This window comes from Kitasatospora sp. NPDC059812, assembly GCF_042732075.1.
In the GTDB taxonomy this organism is placed as follows: domain Bacteria; phylum Actinomycetota; class Actinomycetes; order Streptomycetales; family Streptomycetaceae; genus Kitasatospora.
This window is the reverse complement of record NZ_JBHWIO010000037.1, coordinates 1-26,141: the sequence shown is the minus strand read 5'-3', so window position 1 is coordinate 26,141 and position 26,141 is coordinate 1. Positions and strand designations below refer to the sequence as shown.

The following is a 26,141-nucleotide window of genomic DNA, read 5'->3' as shown; positions in this document are numbered from 1 at the left end:
TCTGGCCGGGTTTGCCGTTCCGGCACGCCGCTCGGACGGAAGTTGCGGCCTTAACCGCGGTTTTCGACCTAGTCTTCGGGTCATGGCAGCGGTCGGCGGGCACCCCGCGCAGGGTGGCGGAGCAGGTGGCGGAACAGGTCGGGAGGGGGCTCCGAGCGAGTTCCGGGCCGCCGTGGAGGCCCTCGACGGCGCCCGGCTGCGGCCCGAGATCCAGCTCTCCCCCGCGCCGGCCCCGCGCCGGCTGGCCCCGTACGCGTTCGCGGTGACCGCCTCGGTGGAGGTGGACGGCGAGGAGCTGGCGGACGGCCGGCTGGTGCTGCTGTACGACCCGGCCGGGCAGGAGGCCTGGAACGGGGAGTTCCGGGTGGTGACGATGACCCGGGCGGAGCTGGAGCCGGAGATGGCCGGCGACCCGATGCTCTCGGAGGTCGGCTGGGCCTGGCTGCTGGACTCGCTGCAGGCGCACGGGGCCGGGTACGCGGAGCCGTCCGGCACGGTGAGCCACTGCGCCTCGCAGTACTTCGGCGGGCTGGCGGACCGCCCGTCCTCGACCGAGATCGAGATCCGGGCCTCCTGGACGCCGGCCGACGGCCGGTTCGAGCGGCACCTGGCGGCCTGGGGGGACCTGCTGTGCATCAGCGCCGGCCTGCCGCCGGCCTCGCCGGCCCCGCAGGCGCCGGCCGATGTGCCGTCACTCGGTGGGGTGGTCCCGATGCCCGCGCGGCGGCGTCCTCGTTCGCACTGAGGAGTGGCGCCCCGGGCCGGGCGGCCCCGGCGGCCCCGATGCCACCCCCAGGGCTGACGGAGTGTGACTTCGATCCCGCTCTGGGTCAATTAACCGGTTGAAACCGACCGATCAGCACCAGATCTGATCGATTTTGTGCGAATTCAGGACGGGTCGCATCACTCATATGCGCGATTTGTCCGTATTGTTACTCACTAGATCGTGATCTTTCGCTAAAGCCGGGCACGGTAGCTGCCGAAGCAGACTGTGACCCTTTCCGAACGCGGAACACTCCGACCGCCCCCTCGGGGTTCCGTCCGCCACTCCCCGCAGGAGGCCTGGTGTCGGTCCTTCTTGAGCACCCCGCAAACGTGGTCGCCTACCGGCCGACCAAGCCCACCGCCATGGTGGTCATCGCCGATCCCCGTGTCCGAAACACCGTCACCCGCCATCTGTGGGCGCTCGGCGTCCGGGACGTGATCGAAGTGTCCTCGATCGCCGAGGCCCGCCCCCGGGTCTCCACCCCGCGCGACATCTGCGTCGCCGACGTACACCTGCCGGACGGCTCCGGCCTGACCATCCTGGCCGAGACCCGCGCCGCGGGCTGGCCCAACGGCCTGGCCCTGTCCGCCGCCGACGACATCGGCGCCGTGCGCAGCGCGCTGGCCGGCGGCGTCAAGGGATACGTCGTCACGGGCACCCGCACCAACGTGGCGATGCCCGGCCGCCCGGGCCTGCCGCTCGGCGCCGCCGGGCTGGCCGGGCGGATGCGCCGCCCCGGCATGCCGGGCATGCCGGGCGCCGTGGGTGCGCCGGGCGCCCACGGAACCCACGGAGCCCCCGGTGCGCCCGGTGCGCCGGGCACGCAGCAGTCCGCCTACCGCGAGCTGTCGGGCCGTGAGGTCGAGGTGCTGCGGCTGGTCGCCGAAGGACAGTCGAACAAGGCGATCGGGGTGGCGATGGGCCTGTCGGCACTCACCGTCAAGAGCCACCTCGCCCGGATCGCCCGCAAGCTGGGCACCGGCGACCGCGCCGGGATGGTCGCGGTCGCGCTGCGCACCGGCATCATCCACTGAGTCCTCGGACGGCCCCGCCACGGCGGCCGAGGAGGAACGTTTCCTCCTCGGCCGCCGTAGCCGTGCCCCTCGGCCACCGCCCGGGCCCCGTGGCATAGTCACGGACCCGGTCTGACCAGTCCGACAACACTCCCGGCCGCGAGGACCGTCGTACCCTTGGTGGGTGACCGACGCCGTAGCAGCCATCCCAGAAGAAGCAGCCCCGGTCCCGCTCCTCGAACCGAAGGAGGGGATCCCGCCCGTCGTGGCGGACGAGCAGGCGCTGGCCGCCACCGTCGCCGCCTTCGCCGGGGGCACCGGACCGGTCGCCGTCGACGCCGAGCGGGCCTCCGGCTACCGCTACGGCCAGCGCGCGTACCTCATCCAGCTGCGCCGCGTGGGCGCCGGCAGTGCGCTGATCGACCCGATCGCCTGCCCCGACCTCAGCGGCCTGGGCGATGCCCTCGCCGACACCGAATGGGTGGTGCACGCGGCCACCCAGGACCTGCCCTGCCTGGCCGAGGTCGGTATGAGACCCCGGCAGCTGTTCGACACCGAGCTGGCCGGGCGGATCGCCGGCTTCGCCCGGGTCGGCCTCGGGCCGATGACCGAGAGCGTGCTCGGGCTGAGCCTGGCCAAGGAGCACTCCGCGGTCGACTGGTCCACCCGCCCGCTGCCCGAGCCGTGGCTGCGCTACGCCGCTCTGGACGTCGAGGTGCTGGTCGAGCTGCGCGACGCACTCGAACAGGAGCTGGACGCCCAGGGCAAGCTCGGCTGGGCGCTGGAGGAGTTCGCGGCGATCGCCGCCGCACCGCGCCCGGCACCGCGCACCGACCCGTGGCGCCGCACCTCGCAGCTGCACAAGGTCCGCCGGCGCCGCCAGCTGGCCGTGGTGCGCGAGCTGTGGCTGGCCCGGGACCGGCTGGCGCAGGAGCGCGACGTCTCGCCGGGCCGGGTGCTCTCGGACGCCGCGATCGTCAACGCCGCGCTGGCCATGCCGCTGAACATCGCCGCGCTGCAGGGCGTCCAGGGCTTCGGGCCGCGGGTCCACCGGCGCCAGCTGGAGCAGTGGCTGGCGGCCGTCCAGCGGGGCCGGGAAGTCCCGGAGAACCAGCTGCCGCCGGCCTCCGCGCCGCACGACGGGCCGCCGCCGCCGCGGGCCTGGGCCGAGAAGGACCCGGTGGCCGCCGCCCGGCTGTCCGGGGCGCGCGCCGCGGTCGCGGACCTCGCCGAGCGGCACAACCTGCCGGCCGAGAACCTGATCACCCCGGACCTGGTGCGCCGGGTCTCCTGGGAGCCGCCGGCCGATCCGGCCGCCACGGGCGTGGCCGCCGCACTGCGCCGGCTCGGCGCCCGGCAGTGGCAGGTCGACCTGGTGGCGCCGGTGATGGCCACCGCGTTCGCCGAGGCCGCGGCCGCCCAGGACTGACCCGGAGCGCCTCCGAAGGGGGCGCCGTCCTTGTGACGGCGCCCCCTTCGGCGTATCCGGGGTCCGTCTTTCGAACCCCGCCGGTCGGACGTGTCGCGGGACACACGGGGTGAACCCTCCGTGAGGCCTGGGCAGGTTGGTTACCGACCGGTAGCATGGCGGTGGAGCGGCGCCGCTCGGGTCTTCACCGGCGGCAGCCTGCCCACCTCAAATGTTGGTCCCTGGGAGGAGAGCCCCCGTGCCTCGTACCGCGAGGGACGTCGTCTTCGTCGATGGCGTCCGCACCCCGTTCGGCAAGGCCGGCCCGAAGGGCATCTACCACGAGACGCGCGCCGACGACCTGGTCGTCAAGTGCATCCGGGAGCTCGTGCGCCGTAACCCGAACCTGCCCGTCGAGCGCATCGACGAGGTCGCCATCGCGGCCACCACGCAGATCGGCGACCAGGGTCTGACCATCGGGCGCACCGCCGCCCTGCTGTCCGGCCTGCCCAAGTCCGTCCCCGGCTACTCGATCGACCGCATGTGCGCCGGTGCGCTCACGGCCGTGACCGCCACCGCCGGCGGCATCGCCTTCGGCGCGTACGACGTGGTCGTGGCCGGCGGCGTCGAGCACATGGGCCGCCACCCGATGGGCGAGGGCGTCGACCCGAACCCGCGCTTCGTCTCCGAGAAGCTGGTCGACGAGTCCGCCCTGTTCATGGGCATGACCGCGGAGAACCTGCACGACCGGTTCCCGCACCTGACCAAGGAGCGCTGCGACGCCTACGCCGTGCGCTCGCAGGAGAAGGCCGCCAAGGCGTACGCCAACGGCGACATCCAGCCCGACCTGGTGCCGATCTCGATCCGCAACACCAACCCCGAGGTCGGCGAGACCGGCTGGGGCCTGGCCACCGTGGACGAGCCGATGCGCCCGGGCACCACGATGGAGAGCCTGGCCGGCCTGAAGACCCCCTTCCGCCCGCACGGCAACATCACCGCGGGCAACTCGGCCGGCCTCAACGACGGCGCCACCGCCTCGCTGCTGGCCGCCGAGGACGTCGCCGAGGAGCTCGGCCTCCCGGTCAAGATGCGCCTGGTCTCCTACGCCTTCGCGGGCGTGGAGCCCGAGGTCATGGGCATCGGCCCGGTGCCGGCCACCGAGAAGGCGCTGGCCAAGGCCGGTCTGACCATCGACGACATCCAGGCCTTCGAGGTCAACGAGGCCTTCGCCGTCCAGGTGCTGTCCTTCCTGGACCACTACGGCATCGCGGACGACGACGAGCGCGTCAACCCGTACGGCGGTGCGATCGCCTTCGGCCACCCGCTGGCCTCCTCCGGCGTGCGCCTGATGAACCAGCTGGCCCGCCGCTTCGAGCAGCGCCCGGACGTCCGCTACGGCCTCACCACGATGTGCATCGGGTTCGGCATGGGCGGGACCGTCATCTGGGAGAACCCGCACTGGAGCGGAGCGGAAAAGTCGTCCGAGCTCGAGGGTGGTAAGTGAACATGACGAGCACCACTGAGCTGCTGCAGCACGGCGCCGAGCTGTTCCCGGGCGAGGTCGTCACGACCGCGCACGTGCGCCACCTGGACCTGCCGCTGCAGGCCGGCAAGCTGGCCCTGATCACCCTGGACAACGGCTTCGACCACACCAAGCCGACCACCTTCGGCCCGGGCTCGCTGCTGAAGCTGTCCGCCGCGCTGGACCAGGTCGAGGCCGAGGCCGCCGAGGGCAAGGTCGTCGCCGTCGCCGTCACCGGCAAGCCGTTCATCTTCGCGGTCGGCGCCGACCTCAAGGGCGTCGAGCTGCTCAAGGAGCACGCGGACGCGCTGGCCATCGGCAAGGGCGGCCACGAGGTCTTCAAGCGGATCGCCGCGCTGCCCGTCCCCTCCTTCGCCTTCTACAACGGCGCGGCGATGGGCGGCGGCGTCGAGGTCGGCCTGCACGCCACCTACCGCACGGTCAGCGCGGGCGTCCCGGCGTTCTCGCTGCCGGAGGTCTTCCTGGGCCTCGTCCCCGGCTGGGGCGGCTGCACCCTGCTGCCGAACCTGATCGGCCCCTCGAAGGCGATCAAGGTCATCATCGAGAACTCGATGAACCAGAACAAGCAGCTCAAAGGCAAGGACGTGTTCGAGCTGGGGATCGCCGACGCGATCTTCGAGCCGGCCGACTTCCTGGAGCAGTCGCTGCTGTGGGCCGCCAAGGTCCTCAAGGGCGACGTGGTCGTCGAGCGCGAGGAGATCGACCGCGGCAAGGCCTGGGACGACGCCGTCGCCTGGGGCCGCCTGGTCGCCGACGCCAAGGTGCACGGCGCCGCGCCGGCCGCCTACAAGGCGCTGGACATCATCCAGCAGGTCAAGGACTCCGACCTCCAGGCCGGCTTCGACGCCGAGGACGCCGCCCTGGCCGACCTCATCATGAGCGGCGAGCTGCGCAGCGGCATCTACGCCTTCAACCTGGTGCAGCGCCGGGCCAAGCGCCCGGTCGGCGCGCCGGACAAGTCGCTGGCCCGCCAGGTCAACAAGGTCGGCGTCGTCGGCGCCGGTCTGATGGCCTCGCAGCTGGCGCTGCTGTTCGCCCGCCGTCTGGAGGTGCCGGTGGTCCTCACCGACATCGACCAGGAGCGCGTCGACAAGGGCGTCGGCTACGTCCACGCCGAGATCGACAAGCTGCTCGGCAAGGGCCGGATCGGCCAGGACAAGGCCAACCGTCTCAAGGGCCTGGTCAGCGGCTCGCTCGACAAGGCCGCCGCCTTCGGCGACGCGGACTTCGTGATCGAGGCCGTGTTCGAGGAGATGGGCGTCAAGCAGACCGTCTTCGCGGACCTGGAGAACGTGGTCTCGCCGACCTGCGTGCTGGCGACCAACACCTCCTCGCTGTCGGTCACCGAGATGGCCTCGAAGCTGAAGCACCCCGAGCGGGTCGTCGGCTTCCACTTCTTCAACCCGGTCGCGATCCTGCCGCTGCTGGAGATCGTCCGCGGCGAGCAGACCGACGACGCCTCGCTGGCCACCGCCTTCGGCGTCTCGAAGAAGCTGAAGAAGACCTCGGTGCTGGTCAAGGACGCCCCGGCGTTCGTGGTGAACCGGATCCTGACCCGCTTCATGGGCGAGATCCAGACCATCATCGACGAGGGCACCCCGATCGCCACCGTCGAGAAGGGCGTCGAGCCGCTCGGCCTGCCGATGTCCCCGATCGTGCTGCTGGAGCTGGTCGGCCCGGCCATCGCGCTGCACGTCTCGGAGACCCTGCACGGCGCGTTCCCGGAGCGGTTCGCCGTCTCCGAGAACCTCGGCAAGGTGGTCAAGGCCGGCAAGCGCGGCTTCTACACCTGGGTGGACGGCAAGCAGGTCCTCGACCCCGAGGTGCTGGAGCTGCTGTCCTTCGGCGACACCGTGCTGACCGAGGAGCAGGTCCTGAACCGCTCCCTGGAGGCCGTGGCCCAGGAGATCGGCCTGATGCTGGAGGAGGGTGTCGTCGCCGAGGCGCAGGACATCGACCTCTGCATGATCACCGGCGCCGGCTGGCCCTTCCACCTGGGCGGGATCACCCCGTACCTGGACCGTGAGGGCGTCTCGGAGCGGGTGAACGGCAAGCGCTTCCTCGCCCCCGGCGTGGCCTCGGTGCCCGCGTAACGCGCAGCGCCACCGCGTGCCGGAGCCCCGGTGACCTGGACGGTCACCGGGGCTCCGGCGTGTGCGGGGGGGGTGGTCAGCTCTTCTTGAGGCGGTAGACCACGGTGTCGGCGAAGACGCCGACCATCTCGTAGTGGGTGTCCAGCAGGTTCTCGATCCGCGGGACCAGCACCGGCTGGTACGGGGCGATGCCGGAGTCGTCCACCACGACCTCGGGCAGGTTGTCGGCGAGCTCCTTGTCGAAGGTCTGCCAGGCGTTGCTGACGCTGAACTGCTCGCCCACGTTGGCGTTGCCGTCCTTGCCGCCGCTGTAGTTGGTCAGGAAGCCGGCGGTCAGGTAGCGGGTAGCGGGCTTTCGGTCGGCCAGCCAGTACAGCTCGGGGTGCATGCCCCAGACCAGGACGGTGTCCTTGGGGGTGGTCTGGGCGGCGACCGCGGTGGCGACCTCGGTGGTGCGGTTGAGCCGCTCCCCCGGCCAGGCCAGGGCCAGCGCCCAGAAGACCGTCGAGGCGACCGTGGTGTACACCAGGACGGGCTTCCAGCGGACCGCCGAGGTGGCCACCGCCCCGGTGCCCAGCAGCACCAGCGGGGGGATCAGCTGAAGGTAGTAGTGGCCGAAGAAGTGGAAGCCCACGCTGACCGCGACGACCGAGGAGGCCAGCCAGACCCACAGGTCCCCGGTGGAGCCGTGCTCCTCCCCGGCGACGGGCAGCGGCCGGTGGCGGTGCTTGAGCCAGAGCCGGCGCCCGACCGGGAGCAGGAAGCCCAGCCCGGCCGCGACCAGGATGGCCGAGTTGCCGAGCGCGCGGCCGATCATCTGGAGCCAGGCGCCGCCGAAGGAGGCGTAGTCCCCGCTGCCGGTGACCACCCAGAACAGGAAGCCCTTGGGCTTGGTCAGGATGACCGCGACCAGCGCTATCGGCAGGATGAAGCCGAAGCCGATCTTGAACAGGGCGGGCGGCCAGCGCACCCCGCGCCGGCGGGCGTCCTGGAACAGCATCCAGAGCACCGGCAGCAGCACCGCGCCGCCGGTCTGCTTGGTCAGCGAGCAGAGCGCCACCGCGATGCCCGCGGCCAGCCAGCGGCGGCGCTCGGCGTACCGGAACGCGGCCACCATGGCGGGCAGCATGAAGACCTCGAAGGTCGCCGCCTGGGTGTCCTCCGGGGAGAGCCCGATGGAGACCAGCAGGTAGAGCAGTCCCGCGCCGGCCCCGGCCCGGTTGCCCCAGCGGCCGCGGGCGATGGACGCCAGCAGGATCGCGGTGACCAGGTGGGCGCCCACCGCCAGGGTGCGCAGCGGCCACAGCGAGGCGGAGCCGAAGATCGTGAAGCAGGCCTGGTAGAGCCAGGGGAGCAACGGCGGCTTGCGGTCCACCACGGTGTCGTACAGCACTCCGCCGTCGGCCAGCATCCGGGCCTGGGTGGCCAGGAACCCCTCGTCGGGGCTCCAGACGGGCCGGGCGAAGGACGGGATGTGGGTGAGCAGTGCGACCAGCGCGAGCACCGGCACCAGCCTCGTCCAGTACCCGGTCTGCACATGGGTACGGACGCGCTCGGGCAGGCGCTCGGCCAGTCCGGCGAGGCGGAAGCGGGTGGGGGTGGGCACGGATGACAACCTACCGGGCGGGATCGGCGCGGGCGGCGCCGGTCCCGCCTTTCGGTGCGATTGTCAGCTTGTTTCGTGACGAACTGTTACGGAGTTACGACGAACAGTCGTCGGTGGAACGCGTTCCGGGCCCGTTCTCAGGCCTCGACCCGAGCCGCGTCCAGGCTGGCGACCAGGGCCGTCACCTTTCGGGCGATGTCCGGGGCGTTCAGGCCGATCTCGGCCAGGATCTCGTTCCGGCTCGCGTGGTCCAGGAACTCCTGCGGAATCCCGAAGTCGCGCACCGGCAGATCCACGTCCGCGTCGCGCAGCGCCTGCGCCACCGCGGCGCCGACACCGCCCACCCGGCCGTTGTCCTCGATCGTGACGACCACCCGGTGCTCGGCCGCCAGGCCCGGCAGGGCGGCGTCCACCGGCTTGACCCAGCGCGGGTCCACCACGGTGGCGGTGATGCCCTGGGCGGCCAGCAGGTCCGCGACCTCCAGGCTGGTGGCGGCCATCGCGCCGACCGAGACGACCAGCACGTCCGCGCGGTGCGTGCCGCCCGGCTCCTCGGCGGCGCGCAGCACGTCCATGCCGCCGATCCGGCCGACCGCCGGGACGGCCGGGCCGACGGTGCCCTTGGAGTAGCGGACCACGGTCGGGGCGTCCTTGACCTCGACGGCCTCGCGCAGCTGGGCGCGGACCTGGTCGGCGTCGCGCGGGGCGGCCAGCCGCAGGGTCGGGACGATCTGCAGCATCGACATGTCCCACATGCCGTTGTGCGAGGCGCCGTCGTCGCCGGTGACGCCGGCCCGGTCGAGCACGAAGGTGACGCCCAGCTTGTGCAGGGCGACGTCCATCAGGACCTGGTCGAAGGCCCGGTTCAGGAAGGTCGCGTAGACCGCGAAGACCGGGTGCAGCCCGTTGGTGGCCAGGCCGGCGGCGCTGGTGACGGCGTGCTGCTCGGCGATGCCGACGTCGAAGATGCGGTCCGGGAAGGCCTCGGCGAAGGGCGCGAGGCCGACCGGGTGGAGCATGGCGGCGGTGATGCCGACGATGTCGTCCCGCTCGTGGCCGAGCGCGACCATCTCCTCGGCGAAGACCGAGGTCCAGCTCCGGCCGCCGGCGTTCTGGATCGGCAGGCCGGTCTCCGGGTGGATCTTGCCGACCGCGTGGAAGCGGTCCTCGTCGTTGTTCTCCGCGGCGTGGTAGCCGCGGCCCTTCTCGGTGAGGCAGTGCACGATCACCGGGCCGCCGAAGCCGCGCGCCTTGGTCAGCGCGGACTCCAGGGCGGTCAGGTCGTGGCCGTCGATCGGGCCGATGTACTTGATGCCGAGGTCCTCGAACATGCCCTGCGGGGCGATGAAGTCCTTGAGGCCCTTCTTGGCGCCGTGCAGCGTCTCGAACAGCTGCTGGCCGACCACCGGGGTGCGCTGCAGCGCGTCCTTGCCCCAGGAGAGGAAGCGCTCGTAGCCCTGGGTGGTGCGCAGGGTGGCGAGGTGGTTGGCCAGGCCGCCGATGGTCGGCGAGTAGGAGCGCTCGTTGTCGTTGACGACGATGACCAGCGGGCGGTCCTTGGCGTCGGCGATGTTGTTGAGCGCCTCCCAGGCCATGCCGCCGGTGAGCGCGCCGTCGCCGATGACCGCGACGACCGGATCCGGCTTGCCGAGGATCTTGTTGGCCTTGGCCAGGCCGTCGGCGTAGGAGAGCACGGTGGAGGCGTGCGAGTTCTCGATCACGTCGTGCTCGGACTCGGCGCGGGACGGGTAGCCGGACAGGCCGCCCTTCATCCGCAGCATCGAGAAGTCCTGGCGGCCGGTGAGCAGCTTGTGGACGTAGCTCTGGTGGCCGGTGTCGAAGAGGATGCGGTCGCGCGGCGAGTCGAAGACCCGGTGCAGCGCGATGGTGAGCTCCACCACGCCGAGGTTGGGGCCGAGGTGGCCGCCCGTCTTGGCGACCTCGGTCACCAGGAAGGTCCGGATCTCCTGGGCCAGTGCGGCCAGCTGTCCCGGCGTGAGCCGGTCGAGATCACGCGGTCCCCGAATGCGGGTCAGCAGGGCCACCCGTTCCTCCTCGTTCAGTGTTCGCGGACCGCGGGCGGTCCGACGGGCGTCGCTGCCCGGTCTGGCGGCGGGCCGGCGGTCGCGGCCGGTGCCGACCGGTCGAGTCTAATGTCCGCTTGCCGGACACCGAGCGGCGCGGCCGGTGCCACCGACCCGTTACCGCCATTCCCGGAGGTCGGCCCGGGGGTCGCGCGTCACCCTGGATTGACGAATGAATGTTCGGGCGCGATCCGGGCCGCGGCGGCTCAGCCGCGCCCCAGCGCCCCGGACTCCCCCATCTCGCTCATCACCAGCGCCAGCGCGCCGAGCACCTCGGCCCGGCCGCCCAGCGTGCCGGGGACCACCGAGAGCTGGCGGGCGGCGCTCGGGATGGCGTAACGGGCCACCGAGTCGCGGATCGGGGAGAGCACCAGCTCACCGGCCTCGGCGAGGTCGCCGCCGAGGATCACCCGGCGCGGGTTGAGCAGGTTGCACAGGGTCGCGACGCCGGTGCCGATCTGCCGGCCGGCGTCGGCGATCACCCGGCGGCAGCCGAGGTCACCCTGATGGGCCAGCTCGACCACCCGGGGCAGGGTGAGGTCCGGCCCGAGGGTCGGGGTCAGCAGGGAGAGCAGGTAGCGGGAGCCCACGAAGGTCTCCAGGCAGCCGCGGTTGCCGCAGCGGCAGACCGGCCCGGCCTCGTCCAGGGTGATGTGCCCGATCTCACCGGCGGTGCCGCCCGGCCCGCGGTAGATCTGGCCGTTGACCACCAGTCCGGCGCCGACCCCGCTGGCGACCTTGATGTACGCGAGGTCGCTCAGCCCCCGCCCGGCCCCCCAGACCAGTTCGCCGAGCGCGCCCAGGTTGGCGTCGTTGTCCACATGCACCGGCATGCCGAGCCGCTCGGCCAGCTCCCGGCCCGGGGCGATGCCCGTCCAGCCGGGCAGGATCGCGGTGGAGCCCAGCGCGCCGGTCTCCACGTCGATCGGGCCGGGCACGCCGAGGCCCACGCCGATCACCTTCTCCGGGCGGAACCCGGCCTGGCGGAGCAGCCGTTCCACCATCGCCTCGGCCCGGTCGAAGCCCTGCGCGGCGGAGACGTCCACGTCGATCGGGGCGCTCTCCTCGGCGAGCACCCGGTGCGCGAGGTTGCCGACCGCGACCCGCAGGTGGGTGTGGCCGAAGTCGATGCCCACCACGATGCCCGCGTCCCCGCTGAGCGAGACGCTGCGCGCCCGCCGGCCGCCGGAGGAGGTGTCGGCGACCACGACGGTGCCGCTCTCCTTCAACTCCCGCACGATGTTGGAGACGGTGGCCGCGGACAGGCCGGTGCCGCGGGCGATCTCGGCCTGGGTCAGCGAACCGGCCGTCCGCACCGCGCGCAGCACCCGCTCCAGGTTCGCCCGGTGCAAGGACGACTGCGAGCCCGGTGTGTCCGTCGACATGATCCACCCTCCCAGGGCGGGGACCCCTCCGCCGGACGTCCCCTTCAACTCCTGAAGGGTAGGGCCTGTGCCGTGGATCGGCGCGGATCGGACCTGGGCGGTACGACGGGGGCCGGTGGCGGCGGGCCCGGAAGCGGCGGGGGAACGGACGGAAACGGGCCTGCGGAGTCCTGGGTTCGACCGAAAAACACTCGCCACTAGCATGGTGCCCTATCTCACGCGTCCCCCCGGACCGCGGGGCGGTATCGGCAGGGGGACGCTTCCAGGAATGACGGGGAATCAGATGGCAGGGGATCACCCTACGCCGGGGGCAGGCGAAGCGTCGGGCAGCAGCCCGCAGGACAATCGGGGCGTCTCGTTCGGGCGCCCGCCCGGCGGCGTGGACCCGGCCGCCGTGGCGGACCAGATGACACAGCTCGACGGCGCGGCGATCCCGCGCCCGGCCTCGCCCGCCGGGCCGCCGCCGGCCCAGCCGCCGGCTCCGCCCGCGCAGCCGCCCGCCGCCGGTGCCGGTGCCGGTGCCGGCTACCAGCCGTACGCGCCGACCGCGGCCGCCTTCCCCAGCCAGGCTCCGCCGCCGCCGGCCGGTGCGCCGGTCGGCCCGTACGACCCGATGCCCGGTGGCGCCTACGGCGCGCCGGACGGCGGGCAGGCCTACGGCGCCGGCTACGGATACCCGCAGCAGCAGCCCGGGTACTACCCGGGCGCGCCGGTGCCCCCCGCGCCCAAGCAGCGCAACCCCGTGATGCTGTGGGGCGGGATCATCGGCGGCGTCCTGGCGATCGCCATCGTCGCCGGGCTGGTCGTGCTCCTCAAGGGCAACGACCCCGACCCCACGCCGAACGCCACCTCCGGCGGCACCACCACGTCCGGTGGCACCACCACCTCCGGAGGCACCGTCACCAACGCCCCGACCGCCGACGGCACCACCGGCAGCAGCACCGGCGGCAACACCGGCGGGGCCGGGTACAACATCGCCTGGAACGCCCCCAAGGCCGCCACCGGGGACAGCGGCTCGCAGCTGCTCGGCATCTGGGGCAGCGACAAGGTCGCGGTGCGCGCCGACAGCACCGGCATCCGGGCGTACAACACCTCCGACGGCAAGGAGGCCTGGAACATCCCGGTCCCGGCCGGCAGCAAGGAGGTGTGCACCGCCTCCTACTCGACCAACTCGAAGAACATCGCCGCCGTCTCCTTCAACACCGGTGACAGCGACTGCTCCACCATCGGCGCCGTCGACGTCAGCCAGGGCAAGCTGCTCTGGAGCGTCAAGGTCTCCACCGACCGGATGTCCTCGCCGACGCTCAGCGTCACCGACAAGGTGGTCGCCATCGGCGGCAACGTGGTCGGCGGCCTGAACATCGACAACGGCTCGGCGGCCTGGCAGTTCCAGCCGCGCGACAAGGACTGCAGCCTCTACGGCCGCGCGGCCGGCAGCCAGATCGCGGTCAGCGACCGCTGCTACGGCGGCTCCGGCCCGAAGTCGCAGCTGGTCGTCGTGGACGCCGACAGCGGCAAGGCCGCCAGCACGCCGATCACCCTCACCGGCAGCATCGAGCGGATCGACAAGGTCGTCCAGGACCAGCCGCTGGTGCTGCTGATGAGCAGCGGCCCCAACGGCGACTACATCCTGCCGTTCGACAAGAGCAACAAGCCCGGCAACCAGATGTCGGTCAAGGAGCCCGGCGCGGACAGCCTGCGGCTGTCCGGCCAGTCCGACGCCTACACCCAGAACGTGGTCAGCGGCACCACCCTGTACGCCCAGATCACCGGCGCCAAGTCGGCCGTCAACGCGTACGACCTGACCACCGGCAAGCGGATCTGGTCCGCCGCCAGCGCCACGTCCAGCCAGGACATCCGGCTGGTGTCCGGCACCGACAAGGACGGCAAGGTCCGCGCCATCGTCAGCCAGGGCTACAACAAGCCCGCCCGGCTGGTGACGCTCTCGCCGGCCGACGGCTCGATGACCGACCTCGGCACCATGGCCATGCCCAACGGCCTGGACATCGGGATGAGCATGTCCGAGTACGTCCTCTCCAACGACGGCAGCGCGGTGTACGCCTTCCGCCGCGGCAGCTCCGACGCACCGCTGACCAAGTGGAAGAAGTGACGGCGGGGGGCTGAGCACTCCTCGAACGCGGGCCCTCGGGGCCCGTCCTGGCGGGGCGGGAACGGGCGATCTGTCCGGACCCGCCCCGCCTGTGATTATTCCGGGAGCCCGTCCGTTGGGTCATGGGAGGATTCGCCCCATCAGCCTGACGAAGGAGTGCAGCGAGTGCCCGGCACCAACCTGACCCGCGAGGAGGCCCGCACCCGGGCCGACCTCCTCCACGTGGACGCGTACGACATCGAGCTCGACCTGAGTTCGGCCCGCGAAGGAGGCACCTTCCGGTCCACCACCGTGGTCCGGTTCACGGCCACGACCCCCGGCGCGGACACGTTCATCGACCTCGTCGCGCCGAGCGTCGAGGAGATCACCCTCAACGGCGCGCCGCTCGACCCGGAGAGCTTCGCCGACAGCCGGATCCCGCTGCCGAACCTAGCCGCCGAGAACGAGCTGCGCGTCGTCGCCAACTGCGCCTACACCAACACCGGTGAGGGCCTGCACCGGTTCGTCGACCCGGTCGACGGCGAGACCTACCTGTACACCCAGTTCGAGGTGCCGGACGCCCGCCGCGTCTTTGCCTCCTTCGAACAGCCCGACCTGAAGGCCGCGTTCGCGTTCACCGTGACCGCCCCCACCGGCTGGGTCGTGGTCTCCAACTCGCCCACCCCGACCCCGGTCGGCGAGGGCGCCGCGCAGGTCTGGACGTTCGAGCCCACCGGCCGGATCTCCACCTACATCACCGCGCTCGTCGCCGGCCCGTACGTCGGGGTCTTCGACACCTACGAGAACGGCGACCAGAAGGTGCCGCTGGGCGTCTACTGCCGCCCCTCGCTGCGCGAGTTCCTGGACGCCGAGGACATCTTCACCGTCACCAAGCAGGGCTTCGACTACTTCCAGGAGAAGTTCGACTTCCCCTACCCGTTCGCCAAGTACGACCAGCTGTTCGTCCCGGAGTTCAACGCCGGCGCGATGGAGAACGCGGGCGCCGTCACCCTGCGCGACCAGTACGTGTTCCGCTCCAAGGTCACCGACGCCGCCTACGAGGCCCGCGCGGCGACGATCCTGCACGAGCTCGCCCACATGTGGTTCGGCGACCTCGTCACCATGGAGTGGTGGAACGACCTCTGGCTCAACGAGTCCTTCGCCACCTTCGCCGAGGCCGTCTGCCAGGCCGAGGCCCCCGGCTCCAAGTGGCCGAACTCCTGGACCACGTTCGCCAACCAGATGAAGACCTGGGCCTACCGGCAGGACCAACTGCCCTCCACCCACCCCATCATGGCGGACATCAACGACCTGGAGGACGTCCAGGTCAACTTCGACGGCATCACCTACGCCAAGGGCGCCTCGGTGCTCAAGCAGCTGGTGGCGTACGTCGGCCAGGACGCCTTCTTCCAGGGCGTGCAGACCTACTTCAAGCGCCACGCCTGGGGCAACACCCGGCTCGCCGACCTGCTCGGGGCCCTGGAGGAGGCCAGCGGCCGCGACCTGCGGACCTGGTCCCAGGCCTGGCTGGAGACCGCCGGCATCAACGTGCTGCGGCCCGCCATCACGCTGAACACCGACGGCGAGATCGAGTCCTTCGCCGTCCTCCAGGAGGCCCCCGCGCTGCCCGCCGGCGCCAAGGGCGAGGCCGTGCTGCGCCCGCACCGCATCGCCATCGGCCTGTACGAGCTCGCCGACGGCGCGCTGGTGCGCACCGACCGGATCGAGCTCGACGTCGACGGCCCGCGCACCGAGGTGCCCGAGCTCGTCGGCCGGCACCGCCCGGCCGTCGTGCTGCTCAACGACGACGACCTCTCCTACGCCAAGATCCGGCTCGACGAGGACTCGATGGCCGTCGTCACCGAGCACCTCGGCGGCTTCACCGAGTCGCTGCCGCGCGCCCTGTGCTGGGCCTCCGCCTGGGACATGACCCGCGACGGCGAACTCGCCGCCCGCGACTACCTGGCGCTCGCCCTCTCCGGCATCGGGCGGGAGAGCGACATCGGCGTCGTGCAGTCCGTGCAGCGCCAGGTCCGGCTCGCCCTCGACGCCTACACCGACCCCGACTGGCGCGAGCAGGGCCTCGCCCAGTGGGCCGACGCCGCCGAGGAGCACCTGCGCTCCTCCGAGCCCGGCAGCGACCACCAGCTCTCCTGGGCCCGCACCCTCGCCTCCGTCGCCCGCACCGACGGGCAGCTCGGCCTGCTCGCCGGCCTGCTCGACGGCACCGCCGAGATCAAGGGCCTCGCCGTCGACACCGAGCTGCGCTGGACCCTGCTCACCCGGCTCTGCGCCACCGGGCGCGCCGACGAGGCCGCCGTGACGGCCGAGCTGGCCCGCGACAACACCGCGGCCGGCCAGGAGCACGCCGCCACCTGCCGCGCCGCCCGGCCCACCGCCGAGGCCAAGGCCGAGGCCTGGACCGCCGTCGTCGAGTCGGACACCCTCACCAACTACGTCCAGGAAGCGACCATCGCGGGCTTCCAGCAGTCCGACCAGCGCGAGCTGCTCGCGCCGTACGCGGCCAAGTACTTCGCCGCCGTCAAGGAGGTCTGGGAGACCCGCAGCCACGAGATCTCGCAGCAGATCATCGGCGGGCTGTACCCGGCGCTGCAGGTCACGCAGGCCACCGTGGACGCGACCGACGCGTGGCTGACCGAGGCCGAGCCGGCACCGGCGCTGCGGCGCCAGGTCGTCGAGGCCCGGGCCGGGATCGAGCGCGCGCTCAAGGCCCAGGCGGTCGACCGGGCGGCGGGCGCCGGCCGCTGACCTGCTGAGGCGCCCGTCGGGACCCCGTCCGGGGTCCCTTCGGGCGCCGACGGGGCTCCGTTGGGGCGCCGTCGGGCGCCGTCAAGGTGCTGGAAACGCCTGAAGGGGCACCGGAGATCTCCGGTGCCCCTTCGGGGTCGTGCAGGTCCTGGTGGACGCGGTGGTTACTTCTTCTTGCCCTTGCCCTTGCCGTACGGCAGGCCCGCGAGGGCGGCGATGATCACGAAGGCGGCGATCGGGATCAGCACGTACAGGCCGATGGTCTGGCCGACGCTCAGGCCAGGACCCGGGTCGTCGCCGTCGTCCCTGGTGAGGGCCATGGCGGGCGACGACAGCAGCATCATCAGCGTGACCGTTGCGGAGACCGCGCCGGCTCGCAAAGCGTTCCTCTTGTCCACGTTTCCAACTTACCCGCCGCTTATGACCCCCCGCGCGTCGGGGTCGGCCTTCCGGAAGGGGGCCGTCCGCAGTGCCGGGGTCAGGCGGCGGGATCAGGTGCCGGGGTCGGACGGCGGGGTCAGACGGCGGGGTGGGCGCCGGGCGGGGCCAGCAGGTGGGCGAGCAGGCGGGCGGCCGGGGTGGCGGCCAGGCGGTCGAGGGTGACCGGGTCGCCGGCGCCGTCGGCGACCGGCAGGCGCCAGTTCGGGTACTGGTCCCAGGTGCCGGGCAGGTTCTGCGGGCGCGGATCGCCGACCAGGTCCGGCAGCCAGACGCCGACCAGCTCCGCCGGGGTCGCGCGCAGGAAGCGGTACAGCACCGGCATCGACAGCGGCTCGCCCGGCGCGAGCAGCCCCCGCGCGGTCAGCTCGGCCCGCCAGTCCGCCAGCTCGGCCACCGCCTCCTCCTGCTCCTCGCCCAGCGGACGGGCCAGCAGCCCGAGCCGGTGCCGCAGCTCGACGTGCTCGCCGGAGAGCCGGGCGGCGGTGCTCGGCAGGTCGTGGGTGGTGAGGGTGGCCAGGCAGCCCGGGCGCCAGCGGTCCGGGGCGAGGATCTCCCCCGCCGCCTGCCAGTCCCGCTCGAACCAGAGCACGGAGGTGCCGAGGATCCCGCGCGCCGCCAGCTCCTCCCGGACGCCCGGCTCCACCGTGCCCAGGTCCTCGCCGATCACCGCCGTCCCGGCCCGGTGCGCCTCCAGGGCCAGCACGCCGAGCATCGCCTCGGCGTCGTAGCGCACGTACGCGCCCTCGGTCGGCGGGTGGCCGTCCGGCACCCACCAGAGCCGGAACAGGCCCATCACGTGGTCGATCCGGACCGCGCCCGCGTGCCGGGCCGCCGCGCGCAGCAGCTCCGCGTACGGGGTGTAGCCGGCCGCCGCCAGCGCGTCCGGGCGCCAGGGCGGCAGGCCCCAGTCCTGGCCGTGGGCGTTGAAGGCGTCCGGCGGGGCGCCGACGGAGATGCCGCCGGCCAGCACGTCCTGGAGCGCCCAGGCGTCCGCGCCGTCCGGGTGGACGCCGACGGCCAGGTCGTGGATCAGGCCCACCGGCATGCCGGCCTGCCGGGCCGCGCCCTGGGCCTCGGCGAGCTGCTGGTCGACCTGCCAGGCGAGCCAGCGGTGGAACTCGACCCGGTCGGCGAGCTCCCGGGAGGCGCGCCCCACCTGTGGGCCGTCCGGGTGACGCAGCCCCTTCGGCCAGCCGTGCCAGTCGGCGCCGTGCACCTCGGCGATCGCGTTCCACAGCGCGTTCCGGCGCAGCCAGTCGCCCTCGCGGCGCTGGTAGGCCTCGTACGCGGCCTGGCGGCCGGGGCCGCGCGGCACCTCGTGCAGCAGTTCCAGCGCCTCGCGCTTGAGCGCCCAGACGGCGTCCCGGTCGATCAGGCCGTCGTGCCCCAGCACCTCGTCGCGCAGCCGGGCGGCCCGGCGGCCCAGCTCCTCCGCCTCGGCGCGCTGGTCACCCGTCAGATAGGCGTACTCGGGGACGGCCTCGACCCGCAGGTGCACCGGATCGGCGAAGCGGCGGGAGGAGGGGCGGTAGGGGGACGGGTCGGTGGGGGCGGCGGGGGCGGCGGACAGCGCCTGGTGCAGCGGGTTGATCTGGACGAAGCCCGCGCCGAGGCCGGCGCCCGCCCACCGGGCCAGCTCGGCGAGGTCGCCGAGGTCGCCCATGCCCCAGGAGCGGTCGGACAGGACGGAGTACAGCTGGGCGAGGAAGCCCCAGCTGTAGCCGGGCAGCGGGGGCAGCTTCTCCGGTGCGACGATCAGCGCCGCCTGGGCCTTGCCCTCGCCGCTCTCCGCCCTGAGCGTGTGCCGCCCCAGCGGCAGGTCCGGCGGCAGCCAGTGCGAGTGGCCGCGCGGCAGCTCCCACACCCCGCCGTCCTCCAGCTCCACGTGCAGCCGCGCGTCGGCCGGCACGTCCAGTGCCGTCCGCCGCCCTTGACGGACCACCACGCAGGGCGGCAGCAACCGGGCCTGCTGCGCGGCCCGGTGACGCTCCAGCGCCTCGCGCGCCTGCTCCGGCGTCCCCGCCGCCACCCCCAGGGCCCCCAGCACCGCGACCAGCGTGCGCGCCCCCACGGTCACACCCCCCGGCCCGGGGTACCGGGTGTCCACCCCGTACGCCTGCGCCAGCGCCACCAGTTCGGGCGGTGGCGGCGGCGCGTCCTGCATCGGCACCCTCAGCCCGTCGGCTCCGTCACGGTCGAGATAAGCGGCCACTCGCGGCTCCTGCGATGTCTCGGCAACGCCTGGTCAGGACGACCACAGTCCTACCCGGGTGACGGCCCGACGACGCTGCGCGACACGACCGCGCGGTCGGATCGGCCTGGCGGCCGGGGGCTGCCGCGGCCCCGGACCGAATGCTTGAACCGGGGCAGACCCGGCATAGCGGGCGGCCGCGTTGACACCGGGTTGGGTAGCTGGTGGGGTTGCGGCGATGTGGTCCAGGCCTGGCGAGGAGGCTCCTGTGGAAGCCCGAGTGTCCGTTGTGGCCGGGCGGCGGCTGCGGCAGCGGTTGGAGCGGAGTGCGGCGTTGCGGGAGGTGCTGTACCACCCGGCGGCGCTGGCGGCGCGGCGGGCCACGGCACGGACGTGCCGTCAACTGGCGCCCAGGACGGCGGATCGGCTGATCGCCGGCCTCAAGGGGACGGAACCGCTGCTGGCGTCGGTGCGGGCGGAGCGGGCCCGGCGGGCGGCGGGGCGGCCGGGGCGGCGGACCCTGCAGATCGCGGCGGGGGTCGCGGCGGCGGCGGTGGTCGGCGGGCTGCTGGCCGGGCCGGTGCCGTCGGCGGCGTACGCGGCGTCGGCGGGGCCGGACGTGGTGAGCAGCGCGCCGCAGACGCCGCTGGGGAGCATGACGAACCCGCAGGTGTTCCCGCGGCCGCAGGAGCAGACGGTGGCCGGCAAGCCGGTCGCGGTGCCGGCCGCGGTGACGCTGGTGCCGGCGCCGGACGCGGACCTCGGGGCGTTGGACGCCGTCCGGGAGGTGCTGGAGGTCGCCGGGGCGACGACCGTGACCCCGGATCCGGACGCCGACGCGCCGGCCGCCGGGTCGCTGGTGGTGTACGTCGGCGGACCGGCCGAGGGCGCCGACGGCCGGACGGACCGGGCGCTGCGCGCGCTGTCCGCCGCGGCCGGCGGCAAGGACGGCGCCGCCCCCTCGACCGCGGGCATGCCGGCCGGCGGGTACGTGCTGTCGGTCGGTCAGCTGCCGGCCCAGGGCGGCGGGACGTACGGCGCGGTGGTGCTGGCGGGCGCGGATGCGGTGGGCACCTTCTACGCCGCGCAGAGCCTGCGCCAGCTGCTCGCCGCCGTCCCGGCCGGGCAGGGGCAGGCGCCGGGCGTCGCCGGGCTGGGCCTGCCCGGGATCACGCTGCGGGACTGGCCGAGCGGCGCGCCGGTGCGCGGCACCGCGGAGGCGTTCTACGGCAGCCCGTGGACGGCGCAGCAGCGGCTCGACCAGGTGGACTTCCTCGGCCGCTCCAAGCAGAACTTCTACCTCTACGCCCCCGGTGACGACCCGTTCCGGCTCTCCCGCTGGCGCGACGCCTACCCCGCCGCCCAGGCCGACGAGCTGCGCGAACTGGGCGGCCTGGCCCGGCGCGACCACGTCACGCTCGGCTACGCGATCGACCCGGGGCAGTCGCTCTGCTTCAGCTCCGGCAAGGACGTGGACGCGCTGGTGGCCAAGCTGGACGGGCTGCGCAAGCTCGGCTTCACCGCCTTCCAGCTCCAGTTCCTGGACGTCAGCTACGACGAGTGGCACTGCGGCGACGACCGCGACACGTACGGCACCGGCCCGGCCGCGGCCGCCAAGGCGCAGGCCGCGCTGGTGACCAAGGTGCGGGACCGGCTGATCGCGCGCAACCCGGGCCTGGCGCCGCTGTCCGTCGTGCCCACCGAATACCACAAGCAGGGCGTCACGCCGTACCGCAAGGCGCTGGCCGCGGCGCTGCCGGACGGCGTGCAGGTGGCCTGGAGCGGGGGCGGGGTGATCCCGGAGAAGATCACCGGCGCCCAGGCCGCCGAGACCGGCGACCTGTACGGCCACCCGCTGGTCACCATGGACAACTACCCGGTCAACGACGCCAGCCCGGACCGGCTCTTCCTCGGCGCCTACACCGGGCGCGAACCGGAGGTGGCCACCCGCTCGGCGGTGATGCTCACCGGTGCCATGCAGCAGCCGGTGGCCTCCCGGATCGCCCTCGCCACGGCCGGCGACTTCGCCTGGAACCCGGCCGGCTACCGGCCGGAGGACTCCTGGCAGGCTGCGGTGCGCTCGCTCGCCGGCCCGACCGGCGCCGGCAGCACGCCCGCCGGCACCGCCCTGTCCGCGGTCACCGCGCTGGCCGGCAACAGCTCCTCCTCGCCGCTGTCCAAGCAGGAGTCCGGCTACCTGACGCCGCTGCTCGACCGGTTCTGGGCCGCCGCCGAGCCCACCTCCGGCACCGCGTCGGACCTTGCCAAGCTGATAGAGGCCGCCGCGCCCCTGCGGGACGCCTTCGCCGCGATGGCCACCGCCCAGCAGACCCTCGCCGGCACCCAGGCCACCGCCCAGCTCGCCGCCGAGGCCGCGCCCTGGCTCGCCCCGCTGCACGACTACGGGCTGGCCGGACAGTCCTCGCTGGACATGCTGCTGGCCCAGCACGGCGGCGACGGCGCGGCCGCCTGGAAGGCCCGGGTGGAGCTCAACCGGCTGCGCGAGCAGCTCGCGCAGAGCCCGGCCACGATCGGCGCGGACGTGCTCGCCCCGTTCCTGGAGCGGGCCGTCCAGGCCGCCGACAACTGGGCCGGGGTGGCCGGCGGCGGGATCACCCCGACCACCACCATGGGCACCGCGCACGACCACCTGCCCGCGCTGATGACCGACGGCGTGGCCGACACGTTCTACTGGAGCTCCGCTCCCCCGCAGCCCGGCGACGCGGTCGGCGTCGACCTCGGCGGCGGGCGCCCGGTCGGCGCCGTCACCGTGCTGATGGGCTCCTGGGGCAACGGGCCGGACGGCCGGAGCGCGGTCGACGACTACCTCCACGACGGCGTGCTGGAGTACAGCACCGGCGAGGGCGGCTGGAAGCAGCTCGCCGTGGTCAAGAACCAGAAGTCGGTCAGCGCCAAGCTGCCGGCCGGCCCGGTGGTGCGGGCCGTGCGGCTGCGGGCCACCGCCGCCCAGAAGACCGCCGTCGCGGTGCGCGAGTTCACCGTCACCGCGCCCGACGACGCCCCCGCCAGCGTCACCGGCGGCCCCGCCGCGCTGCCCGGCTCCTCGGCGTCCGCGGTGCTGGACGGCAACCCGGACACCGCGTACCGGGCCGCCAAGCCGCCCACCGCGCAGGACGAGCCGCTCACCGTCGAGCTGGGCGCCGCCCGCCCGCTCGACCGGCTCACCGTACTCACCGACCCGGGCGTGCACGCCACCGCCACCGTCTCGGTGCGCCGCTCGGACGGCGGCTGGACGGACATCGGCACCGTGCAGCCCGGCTACAACGAGCTGCCGGCCGGCGGGCAGGCCGCCGACGCGTTCCGGCTGACCTGGAAACCGGGCGGCGACCCGCCGGTGGTCAACCAGGTGATCCCCTGGTACGCGGACGTCCCGGCGGCCCGGCTCAGCCTGTCCGACCCGACCCTGGACGTGGTGACCGGCGCCGCCGCGCCCGCCCAGACCCGGGCCACCGTCGAGGCCGGCCGCCCCGAGGGGACCACCGGCGAGCTGCGCACCGAGGTGCCGACCGCGGCCAAGGGCCTGACCGTGACCCCGGCGGCCGGGGTGACCGTGCCGCGCGGCGGCCGCATCGGCGTGCCGCTGCTGGTCAGCGCCGATCCCGGGACGCCGTTCGGGACGTACCAGGTGCCGGTGCAGTTCGTGGCCGGCGCCACCACCGTGAAGCAGGTGCTCCAGGTGCACGTGGTGCCGCCGACCAGCGGTCCGGACCTGGCGCTCCACGCGAAGGCCACCTCCTCGGGCGACGAGACGCCGAACTTCCCCGCCGCGGCGGTCACCGACGGTGACCCGAAGACCCGCTGGTCCTCCCCCGCCAAGGACGACGCCTGGGTGCAGCTGGAACTGCCGCAGACGACCCACCTGGGCGCTGCGGTGCTGCACTGGCAGGCCGCGTACGCCGCCGCCTACCGGCTCCAGGTCTCGGCGGACGGCACCACCTGGACCGACGCGGCGACGGTCGACAACGGCAGGGGTGGCGACGAGACCGTGCGCTTCGACGCGCCAGGCGCCCGGTTCCTCCGGGTGCAGGGCGTGGCCCGGGCCAACAAGTACGGCTACTCGCTGTGGGGCGTCGAGCTGTACGCCGTCACCCCGCCCGCCCCGTCGCAGCCGCCGACCGTCCCCCCGGCCCAGCCGGACGGCGGCGCCACCACCGCGCCCACCACCGCGCCCACGGCCCCGACCACGGCCCCGACCGCTCCGAGCGCCCCGGCCACGCCCCCGGCGGGCGGGACTCCGGGCGGTACGACAGGCGGCACGACAGGCGGCACGACGGGCGGGACAGCGCCGCCGAAGAAGTAGTCACCGCACCCCCCACCGGACAACGCGGCGGGCCGCCGTGCTCCCCGGTGGGGGGCGCGGCGGCCCATGAGGCGTACCGACGATATGACGGGCTGGCCCTTGTGGAGCGGGGTCAGGCGGAGAGCGGTTCGGGCTGCTCACCGCGGCGGACGGGGGCGGAGTGGGCCGAGTGCGCCCGGCCGAGCGGGACGGGGAGGCCCTGCTCGGTATGGTCGAGGTGCTCGTACTCGCCCCACTGCGGGGCGCGCAACTGGTCGGAGCCGCCGTACGGCTCCAGGTAGGGGCGCCAGCGCGGGTCCTTGATGCCGGTGCCGATGATCCGCCAGGCGAGGCCGCTGGGCGGGGCCGGTGGGCGCTTCATCCGCCAGCCGAGTTCGGTGAGGTGGCGGTCGGCCTTGGTGTGGTTGCAGCGGCGGCAGGCCGCCACCACGTTGTCCCACCGGTGCTGGCCGCCCCGGCTGCGCGGGATGACGTGGTCGACGCTGGTGGCGGCGGCCCCGCAGTAGACGCAGCGGCCGTGGTCACGGGCGAACAGCGCCCGGCGGGTGAGCGGGACGGGCCCGCAGAACGGGACCCGGACGAAGCGGGTCAGGCGGACGACGGACGGCGCCGGAAGGGCGCTGGTGGCGCTGTGCAGAGTGACTTCCGAGTCCTCCAGGCTGACCGCCTTGTGGTTGAGGACCAGGATGAGTGCGCGGCGCATCGATACGACGCCGAGTGGCTCGTAGGACGCGTTGAGGACCAGGACATGCGGCACGGATGCCTCCTTGGACGCCTGCGGCGCGTGGCTCGCGCCGGGACGAGCGGTTGGATCGCACAACTGGTGCGCGATCTCCCCCAGTGTCGCCTTACGCCTTTGTACGGCGCCACCACTCCTGTGTAACGGACCTGGTGTGAACTTCCGGTGTGGCTTCTGTCATAGCCGGTATGCCCTGGGGAAGGTCGGGTTGCACCCGGGTGCCCTCGGGGTGCCGCCCGTGGCCCTCCCGGGGGAGCGCTCGGCCGGTCGGAGCAGCGGCCGACCCCGTCGTCCGGGGGAGCGCACCGGTGCGCTGACGGGGCGTTCGCGTTGCTCCGTACGCCCTTCGGCGTGTCCGGTCGGGTGTTCGGCGCCGGTTAGGCTGAGGCGGACGGTCCGCGGGCCGCGTGCCGCGGCGCGGGCCCGCCACGCCCCCTTGCAGGAAGGCCCGCACGTGTTCCGCTCCGGCGCCACCGGTATCGCCGACGCGTCCTCGACGCTCTCCACTCCGACACCGGCGCCCAGCCCGACCGCGCCGCAGCTGCCGCAGCTGGACCTGAGAATCCCGACCAGCGCGCAGGAGGTCAGCGACACCACCAAGCAGGCCGCCAGCTGGTTCGACACGCACTGGCAGGGCTGGCTGGCCGGCGGGGTGCGGATCGTCTTCATCGTGCTGCTGGCACTGGTGCTGCGCGCCGTGGTGCGCAAGCTGATCACCCAGCTGATCACGCGGATGGCGCGCTCGCACGACCACCACGAGGAGAGCCGGCTCGGCGGGCTGCTGGCCAACACCGGGGTGGTGAACCCGGAGCGGCGCCAGCAGCGGTCGGAGGCGATCGGCTCGGTGCTGCGCAGCGTGGCGTCGTTCTCCATCCTGGGCACGGCCGCGCTGATGGTGCTGTCCGCACTGGGCGTGAACCTGGCGCCGCTGCTGGCCAGCGCCGGTGTGGCCGGTGTGGCGATCGGTTTCGGCGCCCGCAACCTGGTGACGGACTTCCTCTCCGGGGTCTTCATGATCATGGAGGACCAGTACGGCGTCGGCGACGAGATCGACACCGGGGTGGCCGCCGGCACGGTGCTGGAGGTCGGCCTGCGGGTGACCAAGCTGCGCGGGGCCAACGGCGAGATCTGGTACATCCGCAACGGCGAGGTGAAGCGGATCGCCAACATGAGCCAGGGCTGGTCGACCGCCTCGGTGGACGTGCAGGTCGGGTACAAGGAGGACCTGCTGCGGGTCGAGGACCTGATCCAGGAGACGGCCGAGGCGCTGTCCAAGGAGTCGCCGTACGACGAGCTGGTCTGGGCACCGGTGTCGATCCTGGGCGTGGAGTCGGTCGCGGCGGACTCGGTGATGGTGCGGATCGAGGCGCGGACCGCGCCGGGCAAGGCGCCGGCCGTGTCCCGGGCGCTGCGCCAGCGCCTGAAGACGGCCTTCGACCAGGCCGGGATCAAGGTCAAGGAGGAGGCCGCGCCGGTGGCCGCCGCGGCGACGGCGGCCCCGGCCACCGGGGTGGTGATCTCCCCCGCGACCGAGCCGGCGCCGCCGTCCGCGCTGTCCGACCCGACCTCGCCCCGGTACCGGGCGACCGAACCGATACCGGCGCCGAGGCCGGCCGACGACCTGTGGCTTTTACACATATCCGATCCCCCGAGAATACCCACCCACGGGGGGTGGGGGGGGGGGGGTGTGAGA

Annotated in this window: 15 protein-coding genes; 9 read left to right on the top strand and 6 right to left on the bottom strand. The window is 73.5% G+C overall.

The genetic code is table 11. From position 1 onward, the window contains the following. The first annotated feature begins 82 nt into the window (after positions 1–82). The 5 genes from ACFV6D_RS20020 to ACFV6D_RS20000 all read left to right on the top strand — a co-directional run bounded on the left by ACFV6D_RS20020 (position 83) and on the right by ACFV6D_RS20000 (position 6,823). Positions 83–745: a DUF3000 domain-containing protein gene (locus tag ACFV6D_RS20020; protein ID WP_063349473.1), complete on the top strand. Its 663-nt coding sequence runs from the start codon at positions 83–85 to the stop codon at positions 743–745. 320 nt (positions 746–1,065) lie between these two features. After that, a complete protein-coding gene (locus ACFV6D_RS20015; RefSeq protein ID WP_063349472.1) occupies positions 1,066–1,800 on the top strand; it encodes a response regulator transcription factor in 735 nt (244 codons plus the stop codon). Between the two features lie 163 nt (positions 1,801–1,963). Then, complete coding sequence (locus ACFV6D_RS20010; protein WP_380560630.1) at positions 1,964–3,208, top strand: ribonuclease D; 1,245 nt, start codon at positions 1,964–1,966, stop codon at positions 3,206–3,208. A 238-nt stretch (positions 3,209–3,446) separates the two neighbouring features. Further along, complete coding sequence (locus ACFV6D_RS20005) at positions 3,447–4,691, top strand: acetyl-CoA C-acyltransferase (RefSeq protein WP_063349470.1); 1,245 nt, start codon at positions 3,447–3,449, stop codon at positions 4,689–4,691. Between the two features lie 2 nt (positions 4,692–4,693). Further along, complete coding sequence (locus ACFV6D_RS20000) at positions 4,694–6,823, top strand: 3-hydroxyacyl-CoA dehydrogenase NAD-binding domain-containing protein (RefSeq protein WP_063349469.1); 2,130 nt, start codon at positions 4,694–4,696, stop codon at positions 6,821–6,823. 76 nt (positions 6,824–6,899) lie between these two features. On the opposite strand, the gene ACFV6D_RS19995 is transcribed toward ACFV6D_RS20000, so the two are convergent. The 3 genes from ACFV6D_RS19995 to ACFV6D_RS19985 all read right to left on the bottom strand — a co-directional run bounded on the left by ACFV6D_RS19995 (position 6,900) and on the right by ACFV6D_RS19985 (position 11,898). Next, a complete protein-coding gene (locus tag ACFV6D_RS19995; RefSeq protein ID WP_244293472.1) occupies positions 6,900–8,429 on the bottom strand; it encodes a glycosyltransferase family 39 protein in 1,530 nt (509 codons plus the stop codon). Positions 8,430–8,566: 137 nt separating this feature from the next. Next, complete coding sequence (dxs, locus tag ACFV6D_RS19990; protein ID WP_363368836.1) at positions 8,567–10,474, bottom strand: 1-deoxy-D-xylulose-5-phosphate synthase; 1,908 nt, start codon at positions 10,472–10,474, stop codon at positions 8,567–8,569. 245 nt (positions 10,475–10,719) lie between these two features. Beyond that, complete coding sequence (locus tag ACFV6D_RS19985; protein WP_063349467.1) at positions 10,720–11,898, bottom strand: ROK family transcriptional regulator; 1,179 nt, start codon at positions 11,896–11,898, stop codon at positions 10,720–10,722. Positions 11,899–12,304: 406 nt separating this feature from the next. Here ACFV6D_RS19985 and ACFV6D_RS19980 point away from each other — a divergent pair, with 406 nt between their 5' ends. Then, on the top strand, positions 12,305–14,008 hold the full coding sequence (locus ACFV6D_RS19980; RefSeq protein WP_380560629.1) for a PQQ-binding-like beta-propeller repeat protein: 1,704 nt from the start codon (positions 12,305–12,307) through the stop codon (positions 14,006–14,008). Positions 14,009–14,173: 165 nt separating this feature from the next. Beyond that, the gene (gene pepN / locus ACFV6D_RS19975; RefSeq protein WP_380560628.1) at positions 14,174–16,756 is read left to right on the top strand and encodes an aminopeptidase N; all 2,583 of its coding nucleotides are present in this window, start codon (positions 14,174–14,176) and stop codon (positions 16,754–16,756) included. Between the two features lie 164 nt (positions 16,757–16,920). On the opposite strand, the gene ACFV6D_RS19970 is transcribed toward pepN, so the two are convergent. Next, positions 16,921–17,154 (bottom strand): hypothetical protein, encoded by a 234-nt coding sequence (locus tag ACFV6D_RS19970; RefSeq protein ID WP_079135908.1) that lies wholly within the window; start codon positions 17,152–17,154, stop codon positions 16,921–16,923. Positions 17,155–17,273: 119 nt separating this feature from the next. Then, positions 17,274–19,361, bottom strand: coding sequence for a 4-alpha-glucanotransferase (gene malQ, locus ACFV6D_RS19965; RefSeq protein ID WP_380560639.1), 2,088 nt, complete (start codon positions 19,359–19,361; stop codon positions 17,274–17,276). 295 nt (positions 19,362–19,656) lie between these two features. Here malQ and ACFV6D_RS19960 point away from each other — a divergent pair, with 295 nt between their 5' ends. Next, a complete protein-coding gene (locus ACFV6D_RS19960) occupies positions 19,657–23,709 on the top strand; it encodes a beta-N-acetylglucosaminidase domain-containing protein (protein WP_380560627.1) in 4,053 nt (1,350 codons plus the stop codon). Between the two features lie 112 nt (positions 23,710–23,821). On the opposite strand, the gene ACFV6D_RS19955 is transcribed toward ACFV6D_RS19960, so the two are convergent. Beyond that, positions 23,822–24,466, bottom strand: coding sequence for an HNH endonuclease (locus tag ACFV6D_RS19955; RefSeq protein WP_063349454.1), 645 nt, complete (start codon positions 24,464–24,466; stop codon positions 23,822–23,824). 436 nt (positions 24,467–24,902) lie between these two features. Between ACFV6D_RS19955 and ACFV6D_RS19950 the strand changes: the two genes are divergently transcribed. Beyond that, positions 24,903–26,141, top strand: a 1,239-nt coding sequence (locus ACFV6D_RS19950; protein ID WP_380560626.1) for a mechanosensitive ion channel family protein, incomplete at its 3' end; no start/stop codon positions are given.